The organism is Kitasatospora sp. NPDC056273, assembly GCF_042268845.1.
Taxonomy (GTDB): Bacteria; Actinomycetota; Actinomycetes; order Streptomycetales; family Streptomycetaceae; genus Kitasatospora.
The window spans coordinates 30,342-57,114 of sequence record NZ_JBHJSJ010000042.1; the positions used below are offsets into that span (position 1 = coordinate 30,342).

26 protein-coding genes are annotated in these 26,773 nt (G+C 75.3%); 9 read left to right on the plus strand and 17 right to left on the minus strand.

The window, feature by feature from the left end; genetic code table 11:
* Positions 1-44: 44 nt before the first annotated feature.
* Positions 45-1,415, minus strand: coding sequence for a D-inositol-3-phosphate glycosyltransferase (gene mshA / locus ACFCY1_RS29655; protein WP_369808316.1), 1,371 nt, complete (start codon positions 1,413-1,415; stop codon positions 45-47).
* 216 nt (positions 1,416-1,631) lie between these two features.
* Between mshA and ACFCY1_RS29660 the strand changes: the two genes are divergently transcribed.
* Positions 1,632-2,465, plus strand: a complete 834-nt coding sequence (locus ACFCY1_RS29660; protein ID WP_375876600.1) for a class I SAM-dependent methyltransferase — start codon at positions 1,632-1,634, stop codon at positions 2,463-2,465.
* Positions 2,466-2,613: 148 nt separating this feature from the next.
* Here the strand turns inward: ACFCY1_RS29660 and ACFCY1_RS29665 are convergent, their stop codons facing one another.
* On the minus strand, positions 2,614-3,177 hold the full coding sequence (locus ACFCY1_RS29665; protein ID WP_375876601.1) for an O-acetyl-ADP-ribose deacetylase: 564 nt from the start codon (positions 3,175-3,177) through the stop codon (positions 2,614-2,616).
* A 248-nt stretch (positions 3,178-3,425) separates the two neighbouring features.
* Here ACFCY1_RS29665 and ACFCY1_RS29670 point away from each other — a divergent pair, with 248 nt between their 5' ends.
* Complete coding sequence (locus ACFCY1_RS29670; RefSeq protein WP_375876602.1) at positions 3,426-4,919, plus strand: PP2C family protein-serine/threonine phosphatase; 1,494 nt, start codon at positions 3,426-3,428, stop codon at positions 4,917-4,919.
* Positions 4,920-5,040: 121 nt separating this feature from the next.
* Here the strand turns inward: ACFCY1_RS29670 and ACFCY1_RS29675 are convergent, their stop codons facing one another.
* The 8 genes from ACFCY1_RS29675 to ACFCY1_RS29710 all read right to left on the minus strand — a co-directional run bounded on the left by ACFCY1_RS29675 (position 5,041) and on the right by ACFCY1_RS29710 (position 13,052).
* Entirely contained in the window at positions 5,041-5,394 is a 354-nt protein-coding gene (locus ACFCY1_RS29675) for a DUF2516 family protein (protein ID WP_049654152.1), read from the minus strand.
* Between the two features lie 138 nt (positions 5,395-5,532).
* On the minus strand, positions 5,533-6,075 hold the full coding sequence (locus tag ACFCY1_RS29680; protein WP_375876603.1) for a hypothetical protein: 543 nt from the start codon (positions 6,073-6,075) through the stop codon (positions 5,533-5,535).
* Between the two features lie 2 nt (positions 6,076-6,077).
* Complete coding sequence (locus tag ACFCY1_RS29685; RefSeq protein ID WP_049654148.1) at positions 6,078-6,485, minus strand: helix-turn-helix domain-containing protein; 408 nt, start codon at positions 6,483-6,485, stop codon at positions 6,078-6,080.
* A 104-nt stretch (positions 6,486-6,589) separates the two neighbouring features.
* Positions 6,590-7,393, minus strand: coding sequence for an alpha/beta fold hydrolase (locus ACFCY1_RS29690; RefSeq protein ID WP_375876604.1), 804 nt, complete (start codon positions 7,391-7,393; stop codon positions 6,590-6,592).
* Between the two features lie 77 nt (positions 7,394-7,470).
* Entirely contained in the window at positions 7,471-8,568 is a 1,098-nt protein-coding gene (locus tag ACFCY1_RS29695; protein WP_375876605.1) for a MerR family transcriptional regulator, read from the minus strand.
* A gap of 34 nt (positions 8,569-8,602) precedes the next feature.
* Positions 8,603-9,589 (minus strand): RNA polymerase sigma-70 factor, encoded by a 987-nt coding sequence (locus ACFCY1_RS29700; protein ID WP_375876606.1) that lies wholly within the window; start codon positions 9,587-9,589, stop codon positions 8,603-8,605.
* A 33-nt stretch (positions 9,590-9,622) separates the two neighbouring features.
* Positions 9,623-9,823, minus strand: coding sequence for a hypothetical protein (locus ACFCY1_RS29705; RefSeq protein ID WP_375876607.1), 201 nt, complete (start codon positions 9,821-9,823; stop codon positions 9,623-9,625).
* Positions 9,824-9,848: 25 nt separating this feature from the next.
* A complete protein-coding gene (locus ACFCY1_RS29710; protein ID WP_375876608.1) occupies positions 9,849-13,052 on the minus strand; it encodes an SNF2-related protein in 3,204 nt (1,067 codons plus the stop codon).
* A gap of 184 nt (positions 13,053-13,236) precedes the next feature.
* On the opposite strand from ACFCY1_RS29710, the gene ACFCY1_RS29715 reads away from it, so the two are divergent.
* A complete protein-coding gene (locus ACFCY1_RS29715; RefSeq protein ID WP_074001737.1) occupies positions 13,237-13,851 on the plus strand; it encodes a YceI family protein in 615 nt (204 codons plus the stop codon).
* Between the two features lie 113 nt (positions 13,852-13,964).
* Here ACFCY1_RS29715 and ACFCY1_RS29720 read toward each other — a convergent pair whose 3' ends face one another.
* Positions 13,965-14,951, minus strand: a complete 987-nt coding sequence (locus tag ACFCY1_RS29720; RefSeq protein WP_375876609.1) for a LysR family transcriptional regulator — start codon at positions 14,949-14,951, stop codon at positions 13,965-13,967.
* Positions 14,952-15,065: 114 nt separating this feature from the next.
* Here ACFCY1_RS29720 and ACFCY1_RS29725 point away from each other — a divergent pair, with 114 nt between their 5' ends.
* Together ACFCY1_RS29725 and ACFCY1_RS29730 are read left to right on the plus strand one after the other, a co-directional pair.
* The gene (locus ACFCY1_RS29725; protein ID WP_375876610.1) at positions 15,066-16,409 is read left to right on the plus strand and encodes an MFS transporter; all 1,344 of its coding nucleotides are present in this window, start codon (positions 15,066-15,068) and stop codon (positions 16,407-16,409) included.
* 9 nt (positions 16,410-16,418) lie between these two features.
* Positions 16,419-16,898 (plus strand): macro domain-containing protein, encoded by a 480-nt coding sequence (locus ACFCY1_RS29730; RefSeq protein ID WP_049658671.1) that lies wholly within the window; start codon positions 16,419-16,421, stop codon positions 16,896-16,898.
* Positions 16,899-16,968: 70 nt separating this feature from the next.
* Here the strand turns inward: ACFCY1_RS29730 and ACFCY1_RS29735 are convergent, their stop codons facing one another.
* Positions 16,969-17,541, minus strand: a complete 573-nt coding sequence (locus ACFCY1_RS29735; RefSeq protein ID WP_107086613.1) for a GNAT family N-acetyltransferase — start codon at positions 17,539-17,541, stop codon at positions 16,969-16,971.
* A gap of 180 nt (positions 17,542-17,721) precedes the next feature.
* Here ACFCY1_RS29735 and ACFCY1_RS29740 point away from each other — a divergent pair, with 180 nt between their 5' ends.
* On the plus strand, positions 17,722-18,540 hold the full coding sequence (locus ACFCY1_RS29740; protein WP_375876611.1) for a TetR family transcriptional regulator: 819 nt from the start codon (positions 17,722-17,724) through the stop codon (positions 18,538-18,540).
* 250 nt (positions 18,541-18,790) lie between these two features.
* Positions 18,791-19,252 carry a hypothetical protein gene (locus tag ACFCY1_RS29745; protein ID WP_375876612.1) on the plus strand — a complete coding sequence of 154 codons (462 nt, stop codon included), beginning with the start codon at positions 18,791-18,793 and terminating at the stop codon, positions 19,250-19,252.
* Positions 19,253-19,331: 79 nt separating this feature from the next.
* Here the strand turns inward: ACFCY1_RS29745 and ACFCY1_RS29750 are convergent, their stop codons facing one another.
* Complete coding sequence (locus tag ACFCY1_RS29750) at positions 19,332-20,612, minus strand: GNAT family N-acetyltransferase (RefSeq protein WP_375876613.1); 1,281 nt, start codon at positions 20,610-20,612, stop codon at positions 19,332-19,334.
* Between the two features lie 40 nt (positions 20,613-20,652).
* Positions 20,653-21,174 carry a GNAT family N-acetyltransferase gene (locus ACFCY1_RS29755; protein ID WP_049658676.1) on the minus strand — a complete coding sequence of 174 codons (522 nt, stop codon included), beginning with the start codon at positions 21,172-21,174 and terminating at the stop codon, positions 20,653-20,655.
* A gap of 124 nt (positions 21,175-21,298) precedes the next feature.
* On the opposite strand from ACFCY1_RS29755, the gene ACFCY1_RS29760 reads away from it, so the two are divergent.
* Both ACFCY1_RS29760 and ACFCY1_RS29765 read left to right on the plus strand, forming a co-directional pair.
* A complete protein-coding gene (locus ACFCY1_RS29760) occupies positions 21,299-21,622 on the plus strand; it encodes a hypothetical protein (RefSeq protein ID WP_375876614.1) in 324 nt (107 codons plus the stop codon).
* 122 nt (positions 21,623-21,744) lie between these two features.
* Complete coding sequence (locus tag ACFCY1_RS29765) at positions 21,745-22,173, plus strand: type II toxin-antitoxin system VapC family toxin (RefSeq protein ID WP_375876615.1); 429 nt, start codon at positions 21,745-21,747, stop codon at positions 22,171-22,173.
* Here ACFCY1_RS29765 and ACFCY1_RS29770 read toward each other — a convergent pair.
* From ACFCY1_RS29770 to ACFCY1_RS29780, 3 genes are all read right to left on the minus strand, one after another.
* Complete coding sequence (locus tag ACFCY1_RS29770) at positions 22,158-23,456, minus strand: C40 family peptidase (protein ID WP_375876616.1); 1,299 nt, start codon at positions 23,454-23,456, stop codon at positions 22,158-22,160. The two genes, ACFCY1_RS29765 and ACFCY1_RS29770, sit on opposite strands and share 16 nt — an antisense overlap.
* Positions 23,457-23,750: 294 nt before the next feature.
* Positions 23,751-24,824, minus strand: coding sequence for a hypothetical protein (locus ACFCY1_RS29775; RefSeq protein WP_181970613.1), 1,074 nt, complete (start codon positions 24,822-24,824; stop codon positions 23,751-23,753).
* An 89-nt stretch (positions 24,825-24,913) separates the two neighbouring features.
* The gene (locus ACFCY1_RS29780; RefSeq protein WP_375876617.1) at positions 24,914-26,740 is read right to left on the minus strand and encodes a threonine/serine exporter family protein; all 1,827 of its coding nucleotides are present in this window, start codon (positions 26,738-26,740) and stop codon (positions 24,914-24,916) included.
* Between the last annotated feature and the right edge of the window lie 33 nt (positions 26,741-26,773).

Sequence of the window (26,773 nt, forward strand, 5' to 3'; positions counted from 1 at the left end):
AGCCCCAGGCCGGTCGGCCCCGGGGCTTCCGCCCGGGCCTCCGCTCAGGCCGGTCGGCGACGGACCCCAGCCAGCCGGCCCGCCGGGCGGGCCATGCTCCCGGCGTACACCTCGGCGGTGGTCGCCGCGGCCGTGTCCCAGCCGAAGCGGGACGCGTGCCGGGCCGCCGCCTCGCCGCGCCGGGCCGCGAGGCCCCGGTCGGTGACGTACGGCTCCAGCGCGTACGACCAGTCCAGCGGGTCGTGGCCCTGCACCAGGGTGCCGGTCTCGCCGTCCCGCACCGCGACCGGCAGGCCGCCGACCGAGGCCGCCACCACCGGGGTGCCGCAGGCCTGCGCCTCCAGCGCGACCAGCCCGAAGGACTCGCTGTACGAGGGCATCACCAGCGCCGACGCCGCGCGGTACCAGTCGGCGAGGTCCGGCTGGCCGACCGGTGGGTGGAACCGCACCACGTCGCCGATGCCCAGCTGGGCGGCGAGCTTGTGCAGGCTCTCCGGCCGGGCCAGCCCGGTGCCGGACGGCCCGCCGACCACCGGCACCACCAGGCGCTCACGCAGCTCCGGGCGGCGGCCCAGCAGCGCGGCGACCGCCCGCAGCAGCACGTCCGGGGCCTTCAGCGGCTGGATCCGGCCCGCGAACAGCAGCACCGCGGCGTCCTGCGGCAGGCCCAGCCGGGCCCGCGCGGCGGCGGGCGTCCGCGGCCCGCCGGGGCGGAAGACGTCCAGGTTGACCCCGGGGTGCACGACGGCCAGCTGGTCCGGCCGGGCGGCGTAGTGCAGCGCCAGCTCGGCGGCCTCCTCGGTGGTGTTGGCGATCAGCCGGTCGGCCGCCTCCACCACCTGGGTCTCGCCGATCACCCGGGCCGCGGGCTCGGGCGTGTCGCCCTCGGCCAGCGCGGCGTTCTTGACCTTCGCCATGGTGTGCATGGTGTGCACCAGCGGCACCCCCCAGCGCTGCGCGGCCAGCCAGCCGACCTGCCCGGAGAGCCAGTAGTGCGAGTGCACCAGGTCGTAGTGGCCGGGGCGGTGGCCCGCCTCCGTCCGCAGCACCCCGTGGGTGAAGGCGCACAGCTGGGCCGGCAGGTCCTCCTTGACCAGGCCCTCGTACGGACCGGCGGTGACGTGGCGGACCAGCACGCCCGGGGCCAGCTCGACCGTCGGCGCGTCGTCCGAGCAGATCGACCGGGTGAACACCTCGACCTCGATGTTGAGGTCGGCCAGGCGCTTGGCCAGCTCCACGATGTAGACGTTCATCCCGCCGGCGTCCCCGGTGCCGGGCTGGTGCAGCGGCGAGGTGTGGACGCTCAGCATGGCTATCCGGCGCGGGCGGCGGCGGCCGGGGACGAGCGACTGGAGCCGGCCGCGCGCGGGGGCGGCGGGCTGGGCCCGGCGTACCGAACGGACGGGGTGCTGGATCACCTGGCTGAAGCCTCCTCTGTGCGGCCCGTCGAGGCGGTCCGCGCCGGGCCGCCCGTTGTCCGGTGTGCGCAGCCCCGTCCGGGCACACATCACCATCAGGGTGCCAACCACACGGACCGCGCCCGGCATTCCCGCCCCGGCCCACCGGCCGGAACGGCCGCCATCGCCCCAGGTCAGCACGGTGCCGTCGGCGACCCGACTACCCTTCTGGGCATGGCTGCCTCCTTCGACCCCGCTCCCGCCGCGCCCGCCCGCGGACGGACCGGGCGCCCGGTCGGGACGGTCACCCGGGGCACCACCAACACCAACCGGCTGCGCCGGATGGACCGCTGGATCGCCCACACCCTCGGCCGCGAGCTGCGCGCCGCCGGGCGGCCGCCGGTCGCGGTGGACCTCGGCTACGGCGCCGCGCCGTGGACCGCCGTCGAACTGGCCGGACGGCTGCGCACGGTGCGGCCGGACGTCCGGGTGGTCGGGATCGAGATCGAGCCGGAGCGGGTCGCCGCCGCGCTGCCGTACGCCGAGCCGCCGCTGCTCACCTTCCGGCGCGGGGGCTTCGAGGTGCCGCTGGACGGCGGCGGGCCGGCCCAGCTGATCCGGGCCGCGAACGTGCTGCGGCAGTACGACGAGGCGGCGGTCGCCGGGGTGTGGGAGCGGCTGTGCGCGCGGCTCGCCCCGGACGGGCTGCTGGTCGAGGGCACCTGCGACGAGATCGGGCGGCGGCACGTCTGGGTCGCGCTCGGCCCGGAGGGGCCCCGGACGGTGACCTTCGCGGCCCGGCTCGGCGGCCTGGGCCAGCCCTCCGACCTGGCCGAGCGGCTGCCGAAGGCGCTGATCCACCACAACGTGCCGGGGCGGCCCGTGCACGCCTTCCTGGCCGACTTCGACCGGGCCTGGGCGGCGGCCGCGCCGTACGGGGCGTTCGGGGCGCGGCAGCGCTGGGTGGCGGCCTGCACGGCGCTGGCGGGCAGCTGGCCGCTGGTGGACGCGCGCGGGCGGTGGCGGCAGGGCGAGGTCACGGTTCCCTGGTCGGCGCTCGCGCCGTAGCCGATGTGGCCGTCGTGGCCGCCGTGCGGGCGGTGCGCGCCGGGAGCCGGTGAGCGATTCGATACGTTCACTCGAACGAGTTATCGAATATCTCTGGCGTGTTGACGCCCCGACGCGCCACGATGGTCCCGCCCTCAGACCTCCGCCCTCAGACCTCCCGGCCGAACAGCTCCCGCCGGGCCCGCTCGAACACCCCGTACATCTCCGACCCGAACAGCACGAACCGCACCTCCGCCAGCTCCGCGCCCGCCTCCGCGTCACCGCCGTCCAGCACCTCCGCGACGGTGCCGAGCGCGATCCGGGCCGCGTCCGCCGGCGGCCAGCCGTAGATCCCGGCCGACACCGCCGGGAAGGCCACCGTGCGCGCGCCGAGCCCCGCCGCGGCGCGCAGCGACTCGCGATAGCAGGAGGCCAGCAGCTCCGCCCGCTCCTCGTACTCCTCCGCCCGGTACACCGGCCCGACGGTGTGCACCACCCACCGGGCGGGCAGCCGTCCGGCCGTCGTCACCACCGCCCGACCGGTGGGCAGCCCCTTGCCCCAGTGCGAGGCGCGCAGCCGGCGGCACTCCTCCAGGACCTGCGGTCCGCCCTTGCGGTGGATCGCGCCGTCCACCCCACCACCGCCCAGCAGGGACGAGTTGGCGGCGTTCACCACGACGTCCACCGGCTGTTCCGTGATGTCACCCTCCACCAGAGTGATCCGCGCAACCATCGCCCTCTCCCCTTTCCCGGAGCCGCCCGGCAGCCCTTCCGGCAGCCACCCGACGGAGCCCGGGTGCTCGTCCGAGTCCAGTCACCACACCACCACCGGCGTGGCAATAGCCACAACGGCGCCGGTCGGCCAGAGAAATCCCCGGAGATCACGTTATGGTCGCGAGAAGTTCCCCGACGCGCGGTGCCAGGCGGGCACTGCGGACGGACGTCGACCGTTACGCAGTCGGGGAAAGGGAGGAACCACCGATGCCCGCAACGGGAGACGGGCGGGCACCTGGTGCCGCGGGCCTGCCGGGCGCCCATGACGGCGCCCCCGTCGGTCATGCCCGAAGCCGCGTCACGACCGGACCGGCCTCGGCGGCTCCCCCGATACCCCACCCCCGCTCGCGGGCCGCGCACGCCTCCCACCCGTCCCACATCTCCGACCCGGGCGGCCCGGCGGCGGACGGACCGGCCGACGGCGCCCCGCTGCGACTGCTGGTCATCGAGGACGACGCCTCGGACGCCCAGCTGATCAAGGCGGCGGTGGCCGACAGCGGCACCTCGATCGAGATCCACTGGGCCCGCGGCCTGGACCAGGCCACCGAACTGCTCGCCCCGCCCGTGAACTGGGCCCGGCGCGGGCGCTCCCGCACCCCCGAGTTCGGCTGCGTACTGCTCGACCTCGCCGCGCCCGCCGACCTGCCGCACCCGACCGACTCCTCGGACGGGCTGGAGGGCCTGCACGAGCTGCTCCGGCGGGCCCCGCACACCCCGGTCGTGGTGCTCACCGACGCCGCCGGGGCCGAACTCGGGGCGGCCGCCGTCGCCGCCGGCGCCCAGGACTTCCTGCTCAAGCACGAGACGGACGGCCCGCTGCTCGCCCGCGCCCTGCGCTACGCCGTCGAGCGCAAGCGCGCCGACGAGTCCCAGCGCCGCCTGGTCGAGGCCGAGTTGCGCGGCCAGGAGAACGCCCGCCTCCAGCGCCACCTGCTGCCCACCCCGCTGCTCGACGGCGCCGGGCTCTCCTTCACCCGGCGCTACCGCCCCGGCCGCCGCCGCGCACTGCTCGGCGGCGACTTCTACGACGCCGTGCGCACCGACGACGGCGCCGTCCACGTCGTGATCGGCGACGTCTGCGGCCACGGCCCGGACGAGGCCGCGCTCGGCGTCGCGCTCCGGATAGCGTGGCGCACCCTGGTCTTCGCGGGCCTCACCGGCGAGACCCTGCTCACCACCCTCCAGCACGTGCTGGAGCACGAACGGCGCAGCGACGAGATCTTCGCGACGCTCTGCATGCTGGTCATCGAGCCCGGCGGCCCCGGCAGCGGCCTCGACTCGCTCGGCACCGGCGAGCGGGCCCGGCTCTACCTCGCCGGGCACCCGGCGCCGCTGCTGCTCGGCCGGGACCACGAGCCGATCACCCTGCCCGCCGACCTCGCCGGGCCCGCGCTCGGCCTGCTTCCGTGCCACGACGGGCAGTCCGCCTGGCCCGCCCACGAGGTCGAACTGCGGGCCGGCTGGCGGCTGTTGCTCTACACCGACGGACTGATCGAGGGCCGGGTCGGGGCCGGATCGCGCCGGCTGGGCCAGGACGGGCTCGCGGACCTGATCGGCGACCACCAGTCCGCCGGACTGACCCGGGGGCGGCTGATCGACAGCGCCATCGCCGAGGTCGAGGAGCTGAACGGCGGCGCGCTGACCGACGACGTCGCGGTGCTGCTGCTGGAGCGCAACCCGGTGCAGCTGATCCTCGGCTGATCCCCGGCCGAGGGACGCGCGGACGGGCGCGGAAGCGGTCGACGAAGAACGAGGGCGGACAACGCGACGGCCCGGGCGGGTGAACTCCCCGTCCGGGCCGTCGTGTTGTCGGCTGCCGCTCCTACCAGGGGCCGTACGGCCCGGTGTTGCTCCGACCGCCCCGACCGCCGCTGCCGCCGGTCAGCGCCCGGATCGCCGGGCGGACGTCCACCACGTAGACGATCGAGGCGACCAGGCCGGCCAGGGTGCCGATGCCGGTGAAGAAGTTCACCCCGAACAGGAAGTCCCAGCCGAAGGAGATCGCCAGGATCGCCACCCAGAAGCCCTTGGTCTTCTTGTCGGCCGCCCGGTAGGCGTCCTCCCGGCGGGTGACCGCGTCGGCCAGGGCGAACAGCTTGTAGGCGAGGATGGCGATGGTCGCCCACCAGATCGGGTTCAGGTAGGAAAAGGCCAGAATCTGCAACACTCCGACCATTTCGATCTCCTCTGCTCTCGACTCCGGCGCTGCGACCGCTGCCCATCCTGGCACGACGACCGTCCGCGACGGGCTCAACGTCCCGTGGTCACCGGATGTGCCCCACGGGGTACGGGGGCGTGTCGGGCACGCCCCGGGTCACTCCGCGGCGTCGGCGGCGCCCTTGCGGGCCCGCGCGGACTTCTTCGGGGCGGGCTCGGCGTCGACCTCCGCGAGCTCCGAGACCTCCACGACCTCCGCCACCGGCTCGGCCTCGACCAGCTCCGCGGCCGGCTCGGGCCGCTCGGCCTCGTCCGGTGTACCCGGGCGGGCCTTGTCCACCACGACCTTGCCGCGCTCGGCCAGCTCGTCGTACGTCTCCTTGGCCTTCACCGCCAGCTCGACCGCGCGGGCCACCTGCTGCAGGGCGAAGCCCTGGGCCCGCTCCTGCAGGGCCTTGAGGTCGGTCGGCAGGGTGGTGACGGTCTCGGTGACCTTGGCCTGCGCCCCGGTCAGCAGCGACTGCGCCTCCTGGAGCCTGGCGGTCGCCTTCTCCTGCGCACCCTTGCGGTCCGCCGCCAGCGCCTCGACCCGGCCCGGCACCTCGCGCAGCTTCTCGTACGCGAGGTCTCCGGCGCCGGCCAGGGCGTACAGCGGGGTCGGGTCGCCGAGGGTCTTCTTGATCTCGTCGGTGATGGGCATGGTTACCGGTCCTCCCGGTGGGTGTTCTGGGTGGCTGGGCCGTCGGCCGTCGGCTTGGGAGCCGACGACGCGTTCTCCTTGAGGAAGGCGTCGTAGACCGCGAGCAGGGCCTGCTTCTGCTGCTCGTTGATCAGCGGATCGGCCAGGATCGAGGCCCGCAGCTCCAGGCCCTCGCCCCGCCGCTCCTCCAGGATCCCGGCCTGGACGTACAGCGTCTCCGCCGAGATCCGCAGCGCCTTGGCGATCTGCTGGAGGATCTCCGCGCTCGGCTTGCGCAGCCCGCGCTCGATCTGGCTGAGGTACGGGTTGGACACGCCGGCGGCCTCCGCCAGCTGCCGCAGCGAGTACTGGGCGTTGCGGCGCTGCTCGCGGATGTACTCGCCCAGCGAGCCGACGTTCAGTGAGGCCATGCGGACAGCCTGCAACACCCTGCTTGCAAATGCAAGCAGGGTGCTAGCGGCAGCAAACGGGCCCTGCCGGGAGACCGACCGGGTGGGCGGGCCGGGGCCGGGGGTCAGGCCAGGTGGGCGAGGAGGAGCTCGATGAGCCGTTCGGGGGTGCGCAGCGGGAGGTAGTGGTCGGCGTCCGGGACGAGGTGGCCGCGGGCGCCGGGGATGTCGGCGGCGAGCCGCCGGGCGATCGCCGCGATCTCCGGGTGGTCGCGGTCGCCGTGGACGACCAGGGTGGGCGCGGTGACGGTGCCGAGGAGCGGTTCGGCCGCCCGGGCCGGCGCGCCCGCGAGGTGGTGCTCGCTGACGATCCGGCGGGCCGCGTTCTCCTCGACCATCGTCGCGACCAGCTCGCCGCCCGGCGCGTCGCGGCCCATGGCGGCCCAGACGGAGAGCTCCAGTTCGGCCAGCGCCGCCGTGTCGCCCCGGCGCCGGGCCTCGGCGTAGGCGGTGGTCTCCGGGGACGGCGGCCAGTCGTGGCCGCTGACCGAGGCGCCGACCAGGCCGAGCGCGGCGACCCGGCCGGGGTGGGCGAGGGCGAAGTCCAGCGCGGTCTCCCCGCCCATGCTCAGGCCGACCAGCGCGGCGCGGCGCAGACCGAAGTGGTCCAGGACGGCGAGCAGGTCCGCGACGTCGTCGAAGGCCCGCTCCGGCGCGGCGGACCGGCCGAGGCCGCGGGCGTCGTAGCGGATCACGTCGTGGTGCCGGGACAGCGCCGGGGCGACGGCGTCCCACAACCGGGAGTCCATGCCGGAGCCGTGCAGCAGGACCACCGGGCTGCCGGTGCCGCGGCGCTCCGCCCACAGCCGGCCGCCGCCGGGGGCCGGGACGTGGACCTCGGAGGCGCGGGGATCGGGGTGCGGGCTCATGCGGTGATCCTTCCAGAGCCCGCGTCAGGCCCGGCCGGTCAAGCCGGTCAGGCCGCGGCCGTCAGGCGGTCAGGCGGTCAGGCGGACTCGGGCAGCCGGACGGGCATCAGGACCGAGAAGGTGCCCGCCCGCCCGGGGGTGCGGACGGCCAACGGGGCGATCGGGCCGCCGAGTTCGAGGAGCAGCTGTCCGGGCCGCCCGGCGTCGAGGGCGTCGAGCAGGAAGTCCCGGTTGACGGCCAGTCGGTAGCCCTCGGGGGCCGGGTCGTCGGCGACCGTCAGGCTTCCGTCCCCGGCCAGGGTCAGGACGGTGACCTCGCAGTCGGCGCCGTCCGGGCCGGAGGGCAGGGTGCGGGTGGCGCCGGTCTCGACGGCGGCGCGCAGGTCGGCGGCGGACAGGGTGATCCGGTGCTCCGGTTCGAGCCGGGTGACGGCCCGGTGGTCGGGGTAGTCGACGTCCAACGCGACGCCCTCGATGCGGTGCTCCCCGACCTCGGCCCGGACCGGTCCGTCCCCGAGGGTGAGCGCCACCTCGGCCGGGCCCGCGCCGAGCAGTGCGCGCAGCGCGTCCACCAGCGCGGTCGGGACGACCGTGCCGGCCACCGGCTGCTCGGGCGTGTCGCCGGTGGCGGGCACCTCGGCGAGGGCCATCCGGTAGCGGTCGGTGGCGACCAGGCGCAGCACCGGTCCGTCCGGTTCGAAGAGCACGCCGGCGAGCGAGGGCAGCTCCGGGCGCCCGCAGACCGCGAAGCGGACCGCGTCCAGGGCGGCCGCGAGCTCCTCGGCCGGGACGGTGAGCCGGAGTCCGGCGGGGGTGGTGGTCATCGGCTGCTCCCTCTGGTCGATCATCGCGTGGATCAGGGAGAGCTCGCGGCGGGCGTCGGCGAGGCCGTCCTCCAGCCGGCGCAGGTGTGCGTCGAGCACCTGCCGGGCCCCGCCGCTGCCGGGCGCGGCGCCGAGCACGGCGCGGATGCCGGCCAGCGGCAGGCCGACCCGGCGCAGCCGGGCCAGCAGCCGGGCGTCGGCGAGCTGGCCGGGCCGGTACCAGCGGTAGCCGGTCTGCGGGTCCACCCAGGCGGGGGTGAGCACCTCGGCGCCGTCGTAGTAGCGCAGGGTGCCGACGCCCAGGCCGCTGGCGCGGGCCAGTTCGCCGATGCTGTGCAGCTCGCTCTCCATGCCGGTGACTCTGCGGGCTCGACCTGGTCGAGGGTCAAGCCGGGCCGGAGCGGTCGGCGCTGCCGTCGGCGCCGGGAGCGGGGGCCGGGCCGGCCAGGTGGGCCAGCTTGTGCCGGTTGCGGACCGCCCGGATCTCGGAGATCCGCACGGCGCCGTCGGGCTGCTCGGCGAACTCGAAGACGGTGACGGAGTCGACCGCGCCGTCCACGGTGACCAGCACGCCGGGCACGCCGTTGACCAGCACCGGACGGACACCGGCCCCCTCGCCCAGCCGGCGGAGCACCCCGAGGACGAAGCGGGCGACGTTGTCGGCGCCGGTGACCGGCCGCAGCGCGGCGCTGATCACCCCGCCGCCGTCCGTCCAACTGGTGACGTCGGGGGCGAGCAGTTCCAGCATCCGGTTGAGGTCGCCGCCGACGCAGGCCGACAGGAACTCGTCGGTGGCGCGGCGGCGCAGCTCGGGCGGGGCGTCGTAGCGCGGCCGGCGGGCGCGCACGTGCGCCCGGGCCCGGCTGCCGACCTGGCGGCAGGCGGCCTCGGTGCGGTCCAGGGCCTCGGCGATCTCCTGGTAGGAGAAACCGAAGGCCTCCTTGAGCACGAACACCGCCCGCTCCAGCGGGGACAGGCTCTCCAGCACCACCAGCAGGGCGACCGAGACGGTCTCGGCCCGCTCGACGCCGTCGGTCGCGTCCGGCTCGGCGACCAGCGGCTCGGGCAGCCAGGGGCCGACGTAGGACTCGCGGCGGACGGCGGCCGAGTCCAGCTTGTTGAGGGCGAGGTTGGTGACCGTACGGGCCAGGAAGCCGCCGGGACTGGCGACCGGGCCGGTGACGCCGCTCCAGCGCAGCCAGGTGTCCTGGACCAGGTCCTCGGCGTCGGCGACGCTGCCGAGCATCCGGTAGGCGATGCCGAAGACCGTCCGCCGGTGCCGCTCGAAGTCGGCCAGCCGGGGGTCGGTCGGCCCGGTCGCGCTGGTCTGCCCGGCTTCACCGGCCGGCCCGGTCTCGTGGGTGTCGGTCACCCGCGCGACGCTACCGCACGGTAGTCGTCGCGCTCAGCTCCGGAAGGCCTCGTAGGCGGGGGCCAGCACGGCGGAGAGGTCGCGGCCGTACGCGGTGATGCCGGAGCGGCCGAGGCGGCGCAGCGAGGGCTCCTCCGGGCCGTCCTCCTCCTCCGCCGGGGCGGGGCTCAGGGTGAAGTCGCCGCGCCAGTAGGCGGCGACGTTGACCACGGGCGGTCTCGGTTCGTCGGTCACACGTCCTCCTCGGTGCCGGAACCGGTCATAGGTCCTCCTCGGCCACGGCGTCCTCCCGGGTGAGGGCGACCAGTTCGCGCAGTGCGTCGACCGGCAGGTCGGTGAGCCAGCGCTCCCCCTCCCCCATCACCGCCTCGGCCAACGAGCGTTTGGCGGTGAGGAGTTCGTCGATCCGCTCCTCGACGGTGCCGACGCAGACCAGTCGGCGGACCTGGACGTCCCGGCGCTGGCCGATCCGGAAGGCGCGGTCGGTGGCCTGCTCCTCGACCGCCGGGTTCCACCAGCGGTCCAGGTGGATCACCTGGTTGGCGGCGGTCAGGTTGAGGCCGGTGCCGCCGGCCCGCAGCGAGAGCAGGAACACCCGCGGCCCGTCCGGGGACTGGAAGCGGTCGACCAGCTCCTCGCGGCGCGCCCGGGCCAGGCCGCCGTGCAGGTAGAGCACCTCCTCGCCGAGCCTGCGCTCCAGGTACGGGCGGAGCATCGCGCCGAACTCGGCGTACTGGGTGAAGACCAGCGTCCGGTCGCCCTCGGCCAGCGCCTCCTCCAGCAGTTCGGCCAGCCGGGCGACCTTGCCCGAACGCCCGGCCACCGCCGAGCCGTCGTGCAGCAGTTGGGCCGGGTGGTTGCAGACCTGCTTGAGCTTGCCGATCGAGGCCAGCACCGTGCCGCGCCGCTCCACGCCCCGGATGCCCTCGACCCGCCGCAGCAGGTCGGCGACCACGGCCTGGTAGAGGCCGGCCTGCTCGGCGGTGAGGTTGCACCAGACGGTCATCTCCTGCTTGGCGGGCAGCTCGGCCGCCACCGCCGGGTCGGACTTGACTCGGCGCAGCACGAACGGGGCGGTGCGGCGCAGGAGTTCGGCGGTGCGCTCGGGGTTGCGGTGCAGCTCGACCGGGATCGCGTAGCGCTCCTTGAAGCGCTCGGCCGGGCCGAGCAGGCCGGGGTTGGCGAAGTCCAGGACGGCGTGCAGTTCGGCGAGCCGGTTCTCCACCGGGGTGCCGGTGAGGGCGATCCGGTGCCGGGTGACGGGCAGTGACCGGATCGCCCGGGACTGCGCGGTGCCGGTGTTCTTGATGTGCTGGGCCTCGTCGGCGACCACCCGGCGCCAGCGGATCGCGCGCAGGGCGGCGAGGTCGCGCTGGACCAGCCCGTAGGTGGTGATGACCAGGTCCACGCCCCGTACGGCTTCGGCGAGCTGCTCCGCGCCGAGGCGGCCGGCCCCGTGGTGGACGTACCGTCGCAGGCCGGGGGCGAAGCGCTCGGCCTCGCGCTGCCAGTTGCCGACCAGGGACATCGGGCAGACCAGCAGGGTCGGGCCGGCGGCGCCACCGGGCCGTTCGGAGGCCCTCCCGGAGGCCCTCCCGGAGGCCTTCTCGGAGGCCTGCTCGGGGACCTTCTCGGAGGCCTTCTCCGCGGCCAGCAGGGCGAGGGTCTGGACGGTCTTGCCGAGGCCCATGTCGTCCGCCAGCACGGCGCCGAGGCCGAGCCCGGACATGGTCCGCAGCCAGGCCAGCCCGCGCTCCTGGTACGGGCGCAGCTCGGCCCGGAAGTCCGGCGGCAGCTCCGGCGCCACCGCGGCGCCGCCCCGCCCGGCGAGCAGGTCGCCGAGCGGGCCGTCCGCGCGCACCGAGGTGACCGGCAGCCCGGCGACCGTCGCATCCGGGTCGAGGGCGAGCCGGAGCAGTTCGGTGGCGGCGAGCACGCCGTCGCGCCGGTCGGCGAGGAAGGCGAGGGCGGCGGCGATCTGGGCCGGGTCGGCCTCCAGCCAGGTGCCGCGCACCCGGACCAACCCCTGCTTGGCGGCGGCGAGTTCGGCCAGTTCGTGCTCGGTGAGCGGTTCCCCCTCCGGGCCGAGCGCGGCCTGCCACCGGAAGGCGACCACGGCGTCCCGGTCCACCTGGCTGGTGACCGCGAGGGTGCCGGGCGCGGGCGGGGTGGTGGCGCGCAGGGCGAGCCCGAGCCGGGGGCGGCGGCGCCACCAGGCGGGCAGCAGCACCCCGAAGCCGCCCTCGGCGAGGGCGGGCGCGGCGGTGCGCAGGAAGTCCAGCGCACCGGCCCGGTCGAGCGGCAGGGCGGACGGGCGGGAGCGGTGGCGCAGCCCGTCCAGGGCGGGCCAGCGGTGGGCGGCGCGGGCGAGTTCGGCGACCAGGACGTCGACCGGGTCGGCGGCCTTGCGGGCGAGCGCGGCGTGGGCGGCGCCGCCCTCGTGCAGGTCGGCGGCGCGGACCAGCAGGGAGGGCTCGTCCACGGCCTGGAGCAGGAACTCCAGCCGCCAGGCGTCGTCGGAGGGGCGGCCCTCGGGGTCGTCCGCGTCGGGGCCGAGCGGCTCGACCAGGCGGAAGCAGAGCCGCAGCGCCGGGTCGACGGGCTCGGCGGCGGCGTACCAGGCGCCGAGCCGGCGGCGCAGTTCGGCGACCTCCCCGGCCGGGGCGCCGTCGATCGCGCCGTCGGGGGTGGCGAGGGCGTGCAGCCAGCGCTCGGCGACGGCCTCCCCCGGCGCGGGGAAGGGGGTGTCCGCCAGTGCGGCGCGCGCCTCGGCGTCCACCAGCGCGCCCAGGGCGGCGCCCAGCAGCGCCTCGCCGCTGCCGGGGCCGTGCGGCCACTCCCCCAGCAGGACGGGCGGGCAGCCGGCGGCCAGGGCGGCGGCCTCGCGGCGCCCGGCCGGGGTGGGGTCGGGCCGCCACCGGGCCCGCGGCCGGCCGTCGGCGGCGGTCACGGGCAGCGGCAGCACCCGGCCCCGGCCGACCGTCCGCCAGGCGAGGTCGTGCACCCCGGTGAGCCAGCGCAGCGAGGGGCCGTGGACCACCTCGACCCGTCCGGCGCCGGGCAGGTCGGTGCCGGTGACGGCCCAGACCGGGTCGAAGACCTCGCCGAGCAGCTGGGCGGCGGCCCCGGCGTCGAAGAGCAGTGCCGGCACGCGCCAGGGGGTGAGCACGGCGCCGCCGCGCGGCGGGGTGACCGGCAGGTCGGGCGAGGGCGCGGGGGCGGTGCCGACGGTGGGCAGCAGCAGGGTGGCCCAGCGCTCGGGGGCCTGGCCGGCGAGCCAGCCGAGGCCCGGGCCGATGCCGCCGAGCACGGCGGCCAGCTCGCCGGCCGGGCAGGCGTAGGGGTGGGCGCGCGGGGCGGGCCGGTCGGGGTGCGGCTCGGGGGCGCCGGGGTGGGCGCGGGCGTCCTCGGCCCAGAGCGCCAGCCGCCCGTCCGCCCGCCAGAGCGCGTGCAGGACGAACATCGGGGGCCTTCCGGGCGGGGTGGGAACCGTTCTTCGCAGCCTAGCCGGGAGGGCCGACAGGACCGGTCCGCTGAGCCGTTCGGGGGAAGCCCGGACGCCATGGTTGAAAGTTGAACGAAGTTGTCCTACGCTGGAGCCAACAAGTTGAAGCCTAAACAACTGGCTTCGAACCAAGGAGGAAGCCATGGGCCTGTTCAACCGCACCAAGACCGTCACCGCCCCCGCCGCGGCCACCGTCCGGACCCCGGCCGGCCCGGACCTCGCCCACCTGACCGGCGACTGGACGATCGACACCACGCACAGCGAGATCGGCTTCTCGGTCCGCCACGCGATGGTCACCAACGTCAAGGGCCGCTTCACCGAGTACGACGGCGCGCTGCACCTGGACGGGACCCACCCGGGCAACTCCACGGCCGAGCTGGTGATCAAGGTCGCGAGCGTCGACACCAACCAGGCCCAGCGCGACGAGCACCTGCGCACCGGCGACTTCTTCGCCGCCGACGCCCACCCGGAGATCCGCTTCCGCAGCACCTCCGCCCAGCTGGTCGGCGGCGACTCGTACCGGATGACCGGCGACCTCACCATCAAGGGCACCACCCGCCCGGTCGTGCTCGACCTGGAGTACACCGGCAGCGCCACCGACGCGTACGGCGCCGACCGGGTCGGCTTCGAGGGCAAGGCCGTCCTCGACCGCACCGAGTTCGGCCTGACCTACAACGCCGCGCTGGAGACCGGTGGCGTGCTGATCGGCGAGAAGGTCAAGCTCAGCTTCGAGATCTCCGCCGTCAAGGCGGCCTGAGCCGGCCGTCCCCGTCACGGGTCGCCCCCGTCGCGGCCGGCCTCGCCCCGTCGCGGGCCGCCCCCTGAGCACCGTCCCTGCCCCTCCCCCCCGGGGGCAGGGGCGGTTTTCGCCTATCCCGGGGGCAGCAGCGCCGCGTCCGCCGCGGGGAGCCAGCTGCCCGGCGGGCGGCGCAGCCAGCCCTCGGCCGCGCCGAGCTCGTCCGCCGCCGCGGCCAGCGCCCGCAGCCCCGGGTGACGCTCGCCGGGCCGGTGCACCAGGCTGACCAGGGTCAGCGGCACCGGCTCCACCAGCGGCACGTTCACCGTCCCCGGCATCCGCGGACCGCCGACCGTGGTCAGCATCGGATCGCCGTGCCGGACCAGGTAGCGGGCGGTCTCGTCCACGCCGACCGGCGGCGCGTACGGCGCGGCCGCCGTCAGGCCGTGCTCGCGCAGCAGCCGGGTGCCGAGGTCGGCCCACTCGGTGGTGGCCGGGTTGCCCACGCAGACGTCGACGGGGTGCCCGACCAGGTCCGACAGGCGCAGCGCGGCGCGGCCGGCCAGCGGATGGGTGTCCGCCATCATCACCGAGACCCGCTCCAACCGCACCGGCAGCTGGACGAGTTGACCGCGCACCGGGGCGGGCAGTCCGGCGAAGCGCCCGAAGGAGGCGTCCAGCCGGTGGGCCAGGAGCTCGGCGGCGGCCGCGGCCAGCCCACCGTGGAAGCGGGCCAGCAGTTCGCCCTCCGGCCAGGCGGCGCGGGCCCGTTCGAGCACCCGGTCGGCGGCGAGGTCCGGGCCGTTGACGTCGCTGTTGAGGTCGAGCAGCAGCGGCCGGGCGGCGGCCCCGGCCCCGGTCGCCGCCTCGGCGAGGATCTCGTCGTGCAGGGCGAGGAACCGGCGCGCCCGGGGCAGCAACCGCCGCCCGGCCGGGGTGAGTTCGACGCTGCGGGTGGTGCGGGTGAACAGCGCGTCGCCGAGCAGCCCCTCCAGGGTCCGGACGTCCCGGCTGAGCGCCTGCTGGGCGGTGTGCAGCCGCTCGGCGGCCCGGCCGAAGTGCAGGGTCTCGGCGGTCGCGACGAAGCCGCGGAGCAGACGGGGGTGCAGGTCACGGGGCATGGGCGGCAGATTAACAACAGGGTGTTGTGAGTGCGGCGAAACAGGTGTTGGACGGCCGCCCGCCGCCGGCACCAGGCTGGGGGCACCCCCTTCCCACCTGCTCACAGGAGCCCGATGCCCTCGCGCGCCCTCCTCACCTCCTACCGACGGCTGTTCGCGGCCCCCGGCGCCGTCGCCTTCACCCTGACCGGACTACTCGGCCGGCTGGCGCTGTCGATGAACGGCGTCGCACTGGTGGTGCTGCTCTCCGAACGGCGCGGCTCGTACGGGCTGGCCGGGGCGGTCTCGGCGACCGGGCTGGTCACCGGCGCGATCGGGATGCCGCTGATCGGACGGCTGGTGGACCGGTACGGGCAGGCGCGGGTGACGGTACCGGCCGCGCTGTACAACGCCGTTCCGCTGACCGGCCTGCTGCTCGGCGTCCGGCTCGGCGCACCCGACTGGACGCTCCTCCTCTGCTCCGCGGCCTGGGCGGCGGCGCCCAACCTCGGCGGCATGGCCCGCTCCCGCTGGGCGCACCTGCACCGGGACGACCCGGCCGCCCGGCACCTGGCCAACTCCTTCGAGCAGGCGCTGGACGAACTCTGCTTCATGGCCGGACCGGTGCTCGCGATGGTGCTCTGCACCACGTTCGCCCCGGAGGCCGGACTGGTCACCGCCGGTGCCCTCGGCACCACCGGCGCCCTGCTGTTCGCCGCCCAGCGGCGCACCGAACCGCCGCTGCCGCCGCCCGTCCCGGCCGGCTCTGTCGGCTCGGCCGACTCGGCCGGTTCCCCGCTGCGGGTGCCCGGGCTGCGGGTGCTGGTGCTGACCTTCTTGGCGACCGGCATGGTCTTCGGCGCGACCGAGATCACCACCGTGGCGTACGCCGACGCGCTCGGCCACAAGGCGTCGGCCGGCCTGCTGCTGGCCCTGGTCGCGGCCGGCTCCTGCCTGGCGGGGCTGCTGTTCGGACTGCTGGCCCCGCGTCGGGCGCCGGGCCCGCGCTTCCTGCTCGGCGCCACGGCGATGGCCGCGGTGCTGCTGCTGCCGCTCGCCGCCGGACTGGGCGGGGCCGGTCTCGGACTGCTCGGCGTGGCGCTGTTCGCGGCCGGCACCGCCACCGCGCCGACCATGGTGACGGGAATGACGCTGGTCCAGGAGCTTCTGCCGCGGCGGCAGTTCAACGAGGGGATGGCGATGGCGGTGTCCGGCATCGTGGTCGGCATCTCGGCGGGGGCGGCGCTCGCCGGGGCGGTCGCCGAGCGGGCCGCTCCGGGCACCGGCTACGCCCTGCCCGCCGCGGCCGCCGGGCTCGCGCTGCTGATCGCGCTGGCGGGGCGGCGGCACCTGGCGACGCCGGGCGGCGCCTCGGGCCCCGGCTCGGACGGTGCGTCGGACGGTGCATCAGGTGCGGCGAGTACGGCGGGTTCGGCGACGGCGGATAATTCCGAGCGGATTGTCAGTGCCTCCCTCTAACGTCGAGGCATGGAGGAAATCACCTACGTCCGAGGCGATGCCACCACGCCGCACGGCAAGGGCGTGAAGGTGATCGCGCACGTCTGCAACGACCTCGGCGGCTGGGGCAAGGGCTTCGTGCTCGCGCTCTCCAGACGCTGGCCCGAGCCGGAGGCGGCGTACCGGCGCTGGCACCGGGAGCGGGCGACGAACGACTTCGGGCTCGGCGCCGTCCAGCTGGTGCGGGTCGATCCGCACGTCTGGGTGGCCAATCTGGTCGGCCAGCGCGGCATCCGGACGGGGCGCTCCACCGGGGTGCCCGTGCGGTACGAGGCGATCGACACCGGGCTGGACGCGCTGGGCGGGCACGCGCTCCGGCTCGGCGCCTCCGTCCACATGCCGCGGATCGGCTGCGGTCTGGCGGGCGGGCGCTGGGAGCGGGTCGAGCCGCTGGTCACCGCCCGGCTGACGGACCGGGGCGTCCCGGTGACGGTCTACGACTTCGACTGACCGGGCCGCTCCGGCGCCGCTTCCACGTCCACCGACCCGTTCCTACTGATCCGTTCCCATCGGTCCGTTCCTACCGGTCCGCCGGCTCCGGCCGGTCGGCCCCGGTCGCCACGCGCTCGGCCGGCCAGGCGTACACGTACTCGGGCAGCAGGAATCCGCCGGGGAACTCCCCCTCCTGCGCCCGGACCCGCTCGGCACCCTCGCGCTCGTAGAAGGCGATCGCGCGGGTGTTGTCCCGCAGCACCTCCAGGGAGAGTGCGGCCCCGGGGTGCCGCTCGGCGACATGGGCGCGGCCCGCGGTCAGCAGCTCGCGGCCGATGCCGCCCCCGTTCAGGCCGGGGCGCACGTGCAGGTTGTCGATCAGCACCCCGCCGTCCGGCTGCGGGACGAGGTAGATGAACCCGACCACCGCACCGGCCCGTTCGGCGATCAGGAGCTCGGGCGTGTTCTCCGGCTCCCCGTAGTCGGCGTCCAGGCGCAGTTCCCACAGCTCGCGCCGCTGGGCCGCCATCCCGTCGCCCAGCCCCTCCGCCGGGACGATCCCCCGGTAGGTGGTGCGCCAGCTGTGGGCGTGCAGCTCGGCGACGGCCTCGGCGTCCCGCACTCCGCCGCGCCGAATGACGATCTGTCCTGAACTGATCATGTGACCAGCCTCCCACAGAGATGGAGTTGAACATGTTCAACCGAAGCGTCTACAGTTCCACTCAGCTTTTGAACGCGTTCGAAATTCGGGGGGTCATCGTGGTACCGGGTGCGGAGGGGGCATCCGGTGCCACGAACACCGACACCGGATGGAACGTCGTCTCCGGCTAGGCTCGTCCTCGTGGACGACCTGGCAGCGACGAACCGAACGGACGGCGGGAACGGCACGGCCGGGGCTCCGGCCGTGCCCGGACCGGAGGGCGGCCCCGCACCGGAGGGCGGGCCCCTGCCCGGCGGCCGGGCCCAGCCGAAGACCGACAAGAGTGAGGCGACCCGTGCCCTGATCCTGGAGACGGCCATGCGGCTGTTCCAGGAACGGGGCTACGAGAAGACCACCATGCGCGCCATCGCCACCGAGGCCGGCGTCTCGGTGGGCAACGCCTACTACTACTTCTCGGCGAAGGAATTCCTGATCCAGGGGTTCTACGACCGGATGACCTACGAGCACGCGGCCGACGCCAGGCGCCGGATGGCCCACACCCCGGACTTCTCCGAGCGGCTGCGGATCGCGCTGGACTCCTGGCTCGACACGGCCGCGCCGTACCACGAGTTCTCCGCGCAGTTCTTCCGCACCGCCGCCGACCCGACCAGCTCGCTGAGCCCGTTCTCCAACGAGTCCCACCCGGCCCGGGCGACGGCGGTCGAGCTGTTCCGCGACGTCCTCCAGGGCTCGGAGCTGGCGCCCAAGCTGGACGCCGAACTGGTCGAGCTGCTGCCGGACGTGCTCTGGCTCTACCTGATGATCGTGGTGCTGTACTGGGTCTTCGACCGCACCCCGGACACCGAGCGGACCAGGGAGTTCGTCCGGCGCTCGACGCCGCTCGCGGCGCGGATGATCAACCTGTCCCGCTACCGGGTCTTCCGGCCAATCGTCCGCGACGCCAAGGGTCTGATCCAGGACTTCATCCTGCCCACCATCGGCAAGGCGGCGGTCAAGTAGCACCCGCCCCGGCCACGGACGGAACGCTCCGGCCGGGCACTCCCCCACCGGGAGTGCCCGGCCGGATGCGTTCGGGGGCCCGCCCTCCATATCCTGACTCATCGTCAATCACCCCTCCCTCGCCGGATCGAGACGGCCTGGGATTCGATGTGGCCGAAGATCATTCACCCGTTCGAGGGATGGAAACGCCCACCGCAGCGATCTAGCGTGAACATGCAAATCCGACAGGAAGACAAGGAGATCAGTTCACATGCGTTCCCTGACCTCGACTCTCAAGTCCCGCATGGCTCCCGTGGTGTTGCTCGCCGCCTGCACGACGGCCCTGGCCGCGCCCCACGCGGTGGCGGCCCCGAACTCGGTGGCACCCGGCTCCACCGCCGTCGATCTCCTCGTGCAGAACGCCCAGGGTGTGGGCACGGTCAAGGGCACGCTGTCCTGGGACGGCGAGGGCGGATACACCTTCGAAGGAACCGCCAGGGCGACCTGCGACGTGGCCAACCGGGTCACCGCGTGGCTCGAGTACGGAGGCGCCGGCGAGAGCTGGAAGAAGTCCGCCGAGGCGGACTGCACGAAGACGCCGATCACGACCGACGTGAAGGTCTCCGGGACCTTGAACAAGGGCGAGAAGCTGGAGCTGCGCGTCAGCTCCTGGCGTGCCTGGGCGATCGACGCCTACCGGGCGAGCGCCAAGCAGGTCTACACCATCTCCTGAGCCCCGCGCGGCTGTTGCGTCCGCCGCCATGCCGGAGGGCCGGCCCGCGAACGGGTCGGCCTCCGGTGTGCGCACGGGATCAGAACTCGGTCGGCGTCCAGGCCCGCAGCGGGGTGCGCAGCAGCAGGTCGGCGGCGGCGGCCGCGCCCGGGCGCAGTTCGGTGAGCAGGGCGGCCGCGGCCAGCCTCGACGCCGTCTCCGCGCCCAGGTAGAGCGAGCCCAACTCCGAGGCGCCGAGCGCGAGGTCGGCGTCGTCCGTGGTCCGGACGCAGCGGCCGGTGCCGTCCTCGGCCGTCTCCAGCGCCCAACGGCCGGAGGCGTAGCCGAGCCTGTCGTCGACCTCCAGCACCACCCGGCCGGGGGCGCCGTAGCTCCGGGCGCCGAACGCGGCCTCGACGTCCAGCACCCGCAGCCACACGAGGTCCCCGTTGTCCTCGTGCGGGGTGGCCGCGCGCGGGTCCTGGAGCAGCAGCGGCAGCGGGTCGTCCGGGGCGAGCTTGGGCACCTCGACCCGGGACACCCAGTCGACCGACAGCACCAGGCGCCACAGCTCGACGGCGGTGGGCAGGTCGAGGGCGATGAACTCGCTCACGGTGAGCTTGCAGTCGGGGTAGGCGCCGTCCCACTTGTTGGCGATCCGGTAGAGCACCAGGCCGGTGACCTCCCCGGCGGCGTCCCGGTGGACGGCGGCGAAGGGCTCCTTGAACTCGTCGCCCGGCGCCCGCACCTCGCCGGAGGTGCGCTCCCACCAGAGCGCGTCGCGCTCGATCGCCCCCGGCTGGGTGCGCCGCCAGCGCTCGTGCAGGTCTGCTCCCAGCTCGCGCAGCTCCGCCATGGTCACGAAGTCGGTCCGGCCGCCGGGGACGCCCGGCAGGCCCTCGCGCAGACCGCGGGTGCGGCGCAGCTCGATGTTCCAGCCGGCGCCCTGGGTGGCCGGGCCGAAGCCGAAGCGGCCGTAGATGTTGTACTCGGCGGCGGCCAGGATCGCGACCGCGCTGCCGCGCTCGGCGGCGGCCGCGAGGTCCCGCCGCATCATCGCGCTGAGCAGGCCGCGGCGGCGGTGGGTGGCGGTGACCGCGACGTTGGTGATGGCGTCGGCCGGCACGACGGCCCCGCCCGGGACGGTCAGTTCGGTGTCGAAGCTGCGGAAGGTGGCGATCTGGCGCTCGCCGTCGAAGCCGGCCAGCATCCGGCCGGGCTCCCAGTAGCGGCGGCGCAGGTCCTCCGCGACGGCCACCTCGGGGCGCAGGAAGCCGAAGTTGAGCGCCCGGTTCCACTCCGCGACCTCGTCCACCGAGACGGCCCGGACCTGGAGCCCGCTCACGGTGTCGACGGCCGCGTGATCGTTGCTGTTGCCCATGGGGCCACCGTACGGCGGCCTTTCGGGGGCGGCATCCGATTTATTCCGTGCGCGACCCGGTGTGCTCGCCCGGCACCACCACCCAGTGGTTGGTCCGCAGGACGCGGTCCGCGAAGTCCAGGTCCCGCTCGCCGAGCAGCCGGAAGCCGAGCGCCCGGCAGATCCCGTTGGACGGCCCGTTGGCCGTCCCCGGGTTGGCGTGCACCTCGCCCCAGCGGCCGTCCTCGGCGGCGGCGTCCAGCACCAGGCGGACGGCCGCCTTGGCGAGGCCGCGGCCCTGGTACTCGGGCAGCACCATCCAGCCGATCTCGGAGACCGGCACGCCGTCCTCCTCGTCCGACCAGAGCGTGACGACGCCCGCGGCCTCGTCGCCCCCGGCGGCGTCCGGCACGATCATCCTGATCCAGGCGCCGTCCGCGGCCACCTCGGCCAGGTCCTTGCGCAGCCGCGCCTCCACCTTCTCCCGGGGCAGCGGCCCGCCCAGCTCGGCCATCATCACCGGGTCGCACCGCATCCGGACGTACGCCTCGACGTCCCCCGCCCGAACATCCCGCAGCCGCATGACGCCTCCTCAGTGCCGGTCCGGCGGCCACGCTAGCGCGACCCGCCGACAGTGGCGTCCCGGCGGCCCGACCTGGCATCCTCGTGCCGGTTCAGGCACAAACGATCCGATTTCGGGGGGAACCATGGAGGACCAGTACGTCCGCCGGCTGAAGGACTACGAGAGCTGGTCGCTGGCGGCGAAGCTGATCGGCGGGCTGACCGTGGCCGGCTGGCTCTGGGCGCTGTGGCTGGTCTTCCTCCCGGCCGCGGGGATCTGCGGCACACCGGCCTTCTACGAGCCGACCGGCTTCCACATGGCGGAGGCCTGCGACTCCGAGATGATCGGGCGGATCGGCGGCGCGCTCGCCGTGTTCCTCGTGTCGCTCCCGTTCGCCGCCGCCTGGGGCTGGACCGTCGTGCGGCTGCGCGACAGCCGCCAGGCCCTGGCCGACCTGGCCGACCGGTAGCCCGCCGGAGCGGCGGCCTTCGTGACAGTCTTCACGGCGGTCCTCGTGGCGTCCACCACGGGCGGCGCCCGCCGGAGTTGACTGGTCGGCGATCCCCGCGCCCCGAGGAGGCCGCCACCGCCATGGCCACGTACGTGATCACTCCGGAGGTGGCCCTCCACCTGGTCCGGGACGGGGCCGCGGCCCCCGCCGGGCACCAGCTGCCGGCCCCGACCCTGCTGCGCTCGCAGCTGCTGTCGCTCCTCTACGGGGCCGTCCGGCGCGGCGAGTTGGCCGAGCGGGACGCCGAACGCGCGCTCGACGCGGTGCGGGCGCTGCGGATCCGGCTGCTCGGCGACCGCGTCCTGCAGGCCACCGCCTGGCGGATCGCCGAGCGGCTCGGCCTGCCGGACACCCCGGACGCCGAGTACCTCGCGCTGACCCGGCTCCAGGCGGACGCCCTGGTCACGCTCGACCCCGCCCTCGCGGCCGCCGCCGAGGGGGTGGTGCCGACCGCCCCCGTCGAGGTGCTGACCGCCGCTCGCCGGCCCGGGGGTCAGGGGCGGGCGTAGAAGTTCGGGGTGCCCATGATCCAGAGGCTGGCCTGCTTGACCGGCATGCCGGCCCGCGGGGCCTCGATCATCTGGTCGTCGCCGATGTAGAGCCCGACGTGGTAGATGTCGGCGGCGCGGCCGGTGTCGGTCCAGAAGACCAGGTCGCCCGGGCGCAGCTGGCGGTAGCCGATCGGGGTGCTCTGGGCGTACTGGTCGGCGGCGAAGTGGTTGAGCTGCCGGCCGCCCTCGCGCCAGGCCATCATCGTCAGCCCGGAGCAGTCGTAGCCGCCCGGGCCCTCGCCGCCCCAGACGTAGGGCAGGCCGATCTTGGACTTGGCGAAGGCGATGGCGGCGGCCGCGCCCTCGGCGGACCACGGACGGGCGGGGGGCGGGGCCTGGGCCCTGGCAGCGGCGGCCGCCGCCGCTGCCTCTGCCGCCGCCGCGGCCTCGGCTTCCCGGGCGGCCTGTTCGGCGGCGGCGCGGGCGGCGGCCTCGGCCTCGCGGGCGGCGATCGCCTCCAGGGCCTCGCGGCGCCGGCGTTCCAGCTCGACGGTGGTGTTCCGGGCGGCGGCCAGTTCGACGAGCAGCTGCTCGCGGCGCTGCCCGGCGGCGGCCACCTCGCTCTGCTGGGCGGCCAGCCGCTGTTCGGCCCGGGCCTTGGCCGCGCCGACCTCGGCGGCGGCCTTCCCGGCGGCCCCGGTGGCGGCCCGGGCCTCGGCGGAGGCGCGGCGGGCGGCGGCGGCCGTGGAGGTGGCGGCGTCCAGGATCTGCCGGGTGCGCTCGCTGACCTGGCCGACCGCGGCGGCACGCTCGCCCGCCTCGCGCGGGCCGTGGGCGCCGAGCAGGGCGTTGAGGGCGGACAGTTCGGCGCCCGCGCCCTGCCGGTAGGTCTCGGCCGCGAACCGGGCCGCGTCCTCGGCGGCGGCCACCCGCTCGGTCTCGGCGGCCGCGGCGCGCTGTGCGGCGGCGGCCTCCTCGGCGCGGGCCCGGGCGAGGGCCAGCTGGGCGCCGTTGTAGGCCTCGACGGCCTGTTCGGCGGTGCGTCCGGCCCGGTCCAGCTCGGCCCGGGCGGCGGTGAGGGCGGCCTCCAGGGCGGCGGCCGAGGAGGCCTTGCCCTCGGCCTCGGCCCGGGCCCGGTCGATCTCCTCGGTGGTCGGGTACGGCTCCTCGTCCGCGGGCCGACCGACCGCCGGTGCACCCGTGACGGGTTCGCCGAGCGCGGGGGCGGCCTGGGCGGCGGGGAGCAGTCCGAGCAGTGCGGTGAGGGACAACAGGAGGGTCGGCAGGAGCCTGCGAGCCACGCGACATCATCCCTTCTGACGGGTCCGGAGGGGACGGCGTCGGACGGTGCGCGGCATCGGGGCGGGCGGGCGACGGCCCGGCGGCCCGGTGGTGGCGGGGAGTCCGATGAATCATCCCATCACGTGACAGAACGGTCACATGACGCTCATGTTCTCAATTCCGGCAGGCTTCACACCTGGAAAAGTGCTCCGCCGGTCGGGTGACGATCAGATGATCTGACCAAATGTCGGCTCCGAGCAGGCGCCCGAGGCGGGCCGCGAAGGGCGGACGAGAGCGGGCGGCGGCCGGACGGACTACCGGCCGATCCGGCGGGTGTGCGTCCGCAGCCTGGGGTGCCGCGCGGGCCGGCTCTCCAGCCCGGTCGGACCGACGGCGAAGGCCCGGCTGCGCCCCGCCCGGACGGTACGGCGACGCTGCTGCGCCAGGCGGGAGCGGTCCGGACCGGGCCCGACCGCCGGGTCCGCCGCACCCGGGGCCCGCCCCGCCGTCCCGGCGGCTGCCGCCGAGCGGCGGTCGGCCAGTCGGGCCTGACGGCGGGCCAGCGCCCGGGCGGCGTGCGCGTCGAGGTGGGCGCTGGCCCGGGCGGCCATCCGCTCGGCCACCCGGTGCGCGGCCGGGTGGTTGGCGGGCACCTTGTCGGGGGCCCCGGCGATCAGGTCGAAGAGCCAGGTGCGGGCCCGGTCCGCGCGCCGGTGCAGCAGGCGCTCACGCCGCAGCGCACGCGCCCGGCGCCGGGGGCGCGTGGCGTACCGCCAGCGGGCCCAGGGGCTGCTCGGGCGGGCCAGCCGGATCGCCCCGATCCAGGACAGGCCGGGGACCATGATCCCGAGCAGGCCGGTCCACACCTTGCCCTTGAGCAGGGTGACCACCGAGGCCAGCGAGTTCACCGAGATGATCGTGATCAGCCCCCACCTGGTCTCCTCGCCGGGCACCACGCCGAGCGGCACGTACCCGACCAGCAGCAGGGAGGTGAACAGGATGCCGAAGATCACCGCGTCCACCGACTTGCGGCCCTGTTCGCTCCAGTACACGTCGTCCAGGTGCAGGATCAGCGCGAACTCGTCCAGCACCAGGCCGCAGCCGATGCCGAAGGCCAGCCCGAACCAGTCGATCCACGGGTGCCCGCCGTAGGTGGCGAACACCCCGATGCCGCCGAGCAGCAGGAAGCCCAGGCCGAACACCATGTGGTGGATGTGCAGGCCGCCCGGGGTCACGTTGCCCGGCCACCAGCGCACCTGGGCGCGGATCATCCGGACGCTGAACCGGATGAAGACGAAGGAGGTGATGAATCCGACCAGCAGCAGGAACAGCGGTTGCTTGTGCGCGGCGACGATGTGCTCGCGGTAGCCGTCCAGCAGTGTCGTCATGGGTCTTACCTTCGTTCCTGGTCCTGCGTCCTGCCTGCCGTGACGTGGCCCGGGGCCCACGTCTCCCCCAACACCGGGTCGCCGTCCGGTCAGAAGCCCCGGGTGCGCTTGGCCGCCCGGCGGGGCATGACCGGGTAGAGCGACGGGCGCTCGGCGCCGACCGGCAGCTTCAGGAACAGCCGGGCGATCTCCCCACCGAGGTTCACCCCGACCGCCAGCGCCATCGCGATCGCCGCCGCCCGGAAGACCGACACCAGACCGGCGCTGGAGTGCCCCTGGGCGAAGGCGAGCATCCCGAGGTAGAGCGCCGAACCGGGCATCAGCGGGCCGATCGCGGCGGTCACGTACGGCAGCGCCGAACCGTTGCGGTAGCGCGCCATCAGCTGGCCGAACAGGCCGACCAGGCCGGCCGCCACACCGGTCGCCGCGATCGGGTTGACGCCCGCGTTGTACACCAGCGCGCCGTAGCTGGCCCAGCCGATGCCGCTGTTGACGGTGACCAGGGCCAGCGTCCGGCGGTCGGTCTGGAGCAGCGTCGCGAAGGCCAGGGTCAGCAGCATCGCGGCGACCATCTGGACCGGCGGGTAGTTGACGCCCACCAGGCTCTCGTCCGGGCGCAGGTTCGCCTCGAAGCCGACCCCCAGGTAGAGGATCACCATCACCCCGATCACGATGCCCGCGACCAGGTAGACCACTTCCAGCAGACGGGCCGCGGCGGTGATGTAGAAGCCGGTCAGGCCGTCCTGCACGGCGGCGACCAGGGCGCGCCCGGGCAGCAGGGCGAACAGGCCGCCGGTGATCACGACCGAGCCGCGCAGGCCCCAGTCGTTGAGCGAGAGGATGATGCCGGAGGCCGCGGCCGGCATCGCGGCCGCCACGAACTGGTAGAACTCCGGCAGCCGGCGCTTGGCCAGGGCGGAGGCCAGCCGGTCGCCGAGGACGGCCGCGACGAAGGCGCTCGCGAAGACCAGCCAGGCCTTGTCGTCGATCTTCCCGCCGACCAGGAAGGTCGCCGCGCCGGCCAGCAGGCCGGTGGTCAGGGCGAGGAACCAGGCCGGGTACGGGTGCCGGTTGCGGCGCATCGCCGCGAGCCGGCGGTAGGCGTCGTTGACCGTCACCTGCTCCGCGGTGATGTCCGCGACCAGCGCGTACACCGCGTCGAGCCGGGTGTAGTCGGAGGTGCGGCGGCGCACCACGCGGTCGGCGGTGACCGGCGGCTCGACCAGCGAGGGCTGGTACGAGATGCCGATCAGGGTGAAGGTGACCTGCGGCTCGCAGCGGTCCAGCCGGTAGGCGTGCGCGATGCCGAGCATCGCCGCCTCGACGTCCTCGGCGGCCTCGCCGCTGGCCAGCAGCAGCTCGCCGATGCGCAGCGTCAGGTCGAGGATGCGCGGGACGTTGCGGGTGACGGCCGCGGAGGGGTGCATCTCGCGGGCGGTGCGCTCGAACGCGGGGCGCTCGGACATCGGGGTGCGCAGCAGGGTGCGCATCCGGTCCGGCCAGGGCGCCTCGCCGGGGGCGCCGGCGGTCAGGTCCGGGACCGGGATGCCGGTGGGCGGGGTGTAGCCGGCCGCCCGCCACTCCTCGGGGGTGAGGGTGTCCTCGGCGACCGAGCGGCGGCGGACCGGGCGCTCGTCCTCGACCTGCCCGGCCTCGACCCGCCCGGCCACGGACGCGGGCACCGGCTCGGACACCCGCTCGGGCTCCGGGGCCAGCAGGCCCCTGGTCTCCGGGACGGGCGGCACGAGCGGCACGACGGTGGTGGGCTCGACCACCGGGGCGGGGTGGCCGAGCAGGCCCTCGGTGGGCGGGGCGTCGGCGGGGTGCACCGGCTTCGGGGACGCCTGCCGCGGCTGTCGGGCCGCCCGGCCTCCCCTCGCCCGCTTGCCCGCACCCGGTCGGCCCCGCTTAGGCACTTCCACTCCTTGCCGCCCCTGGCGGCCGCCGGC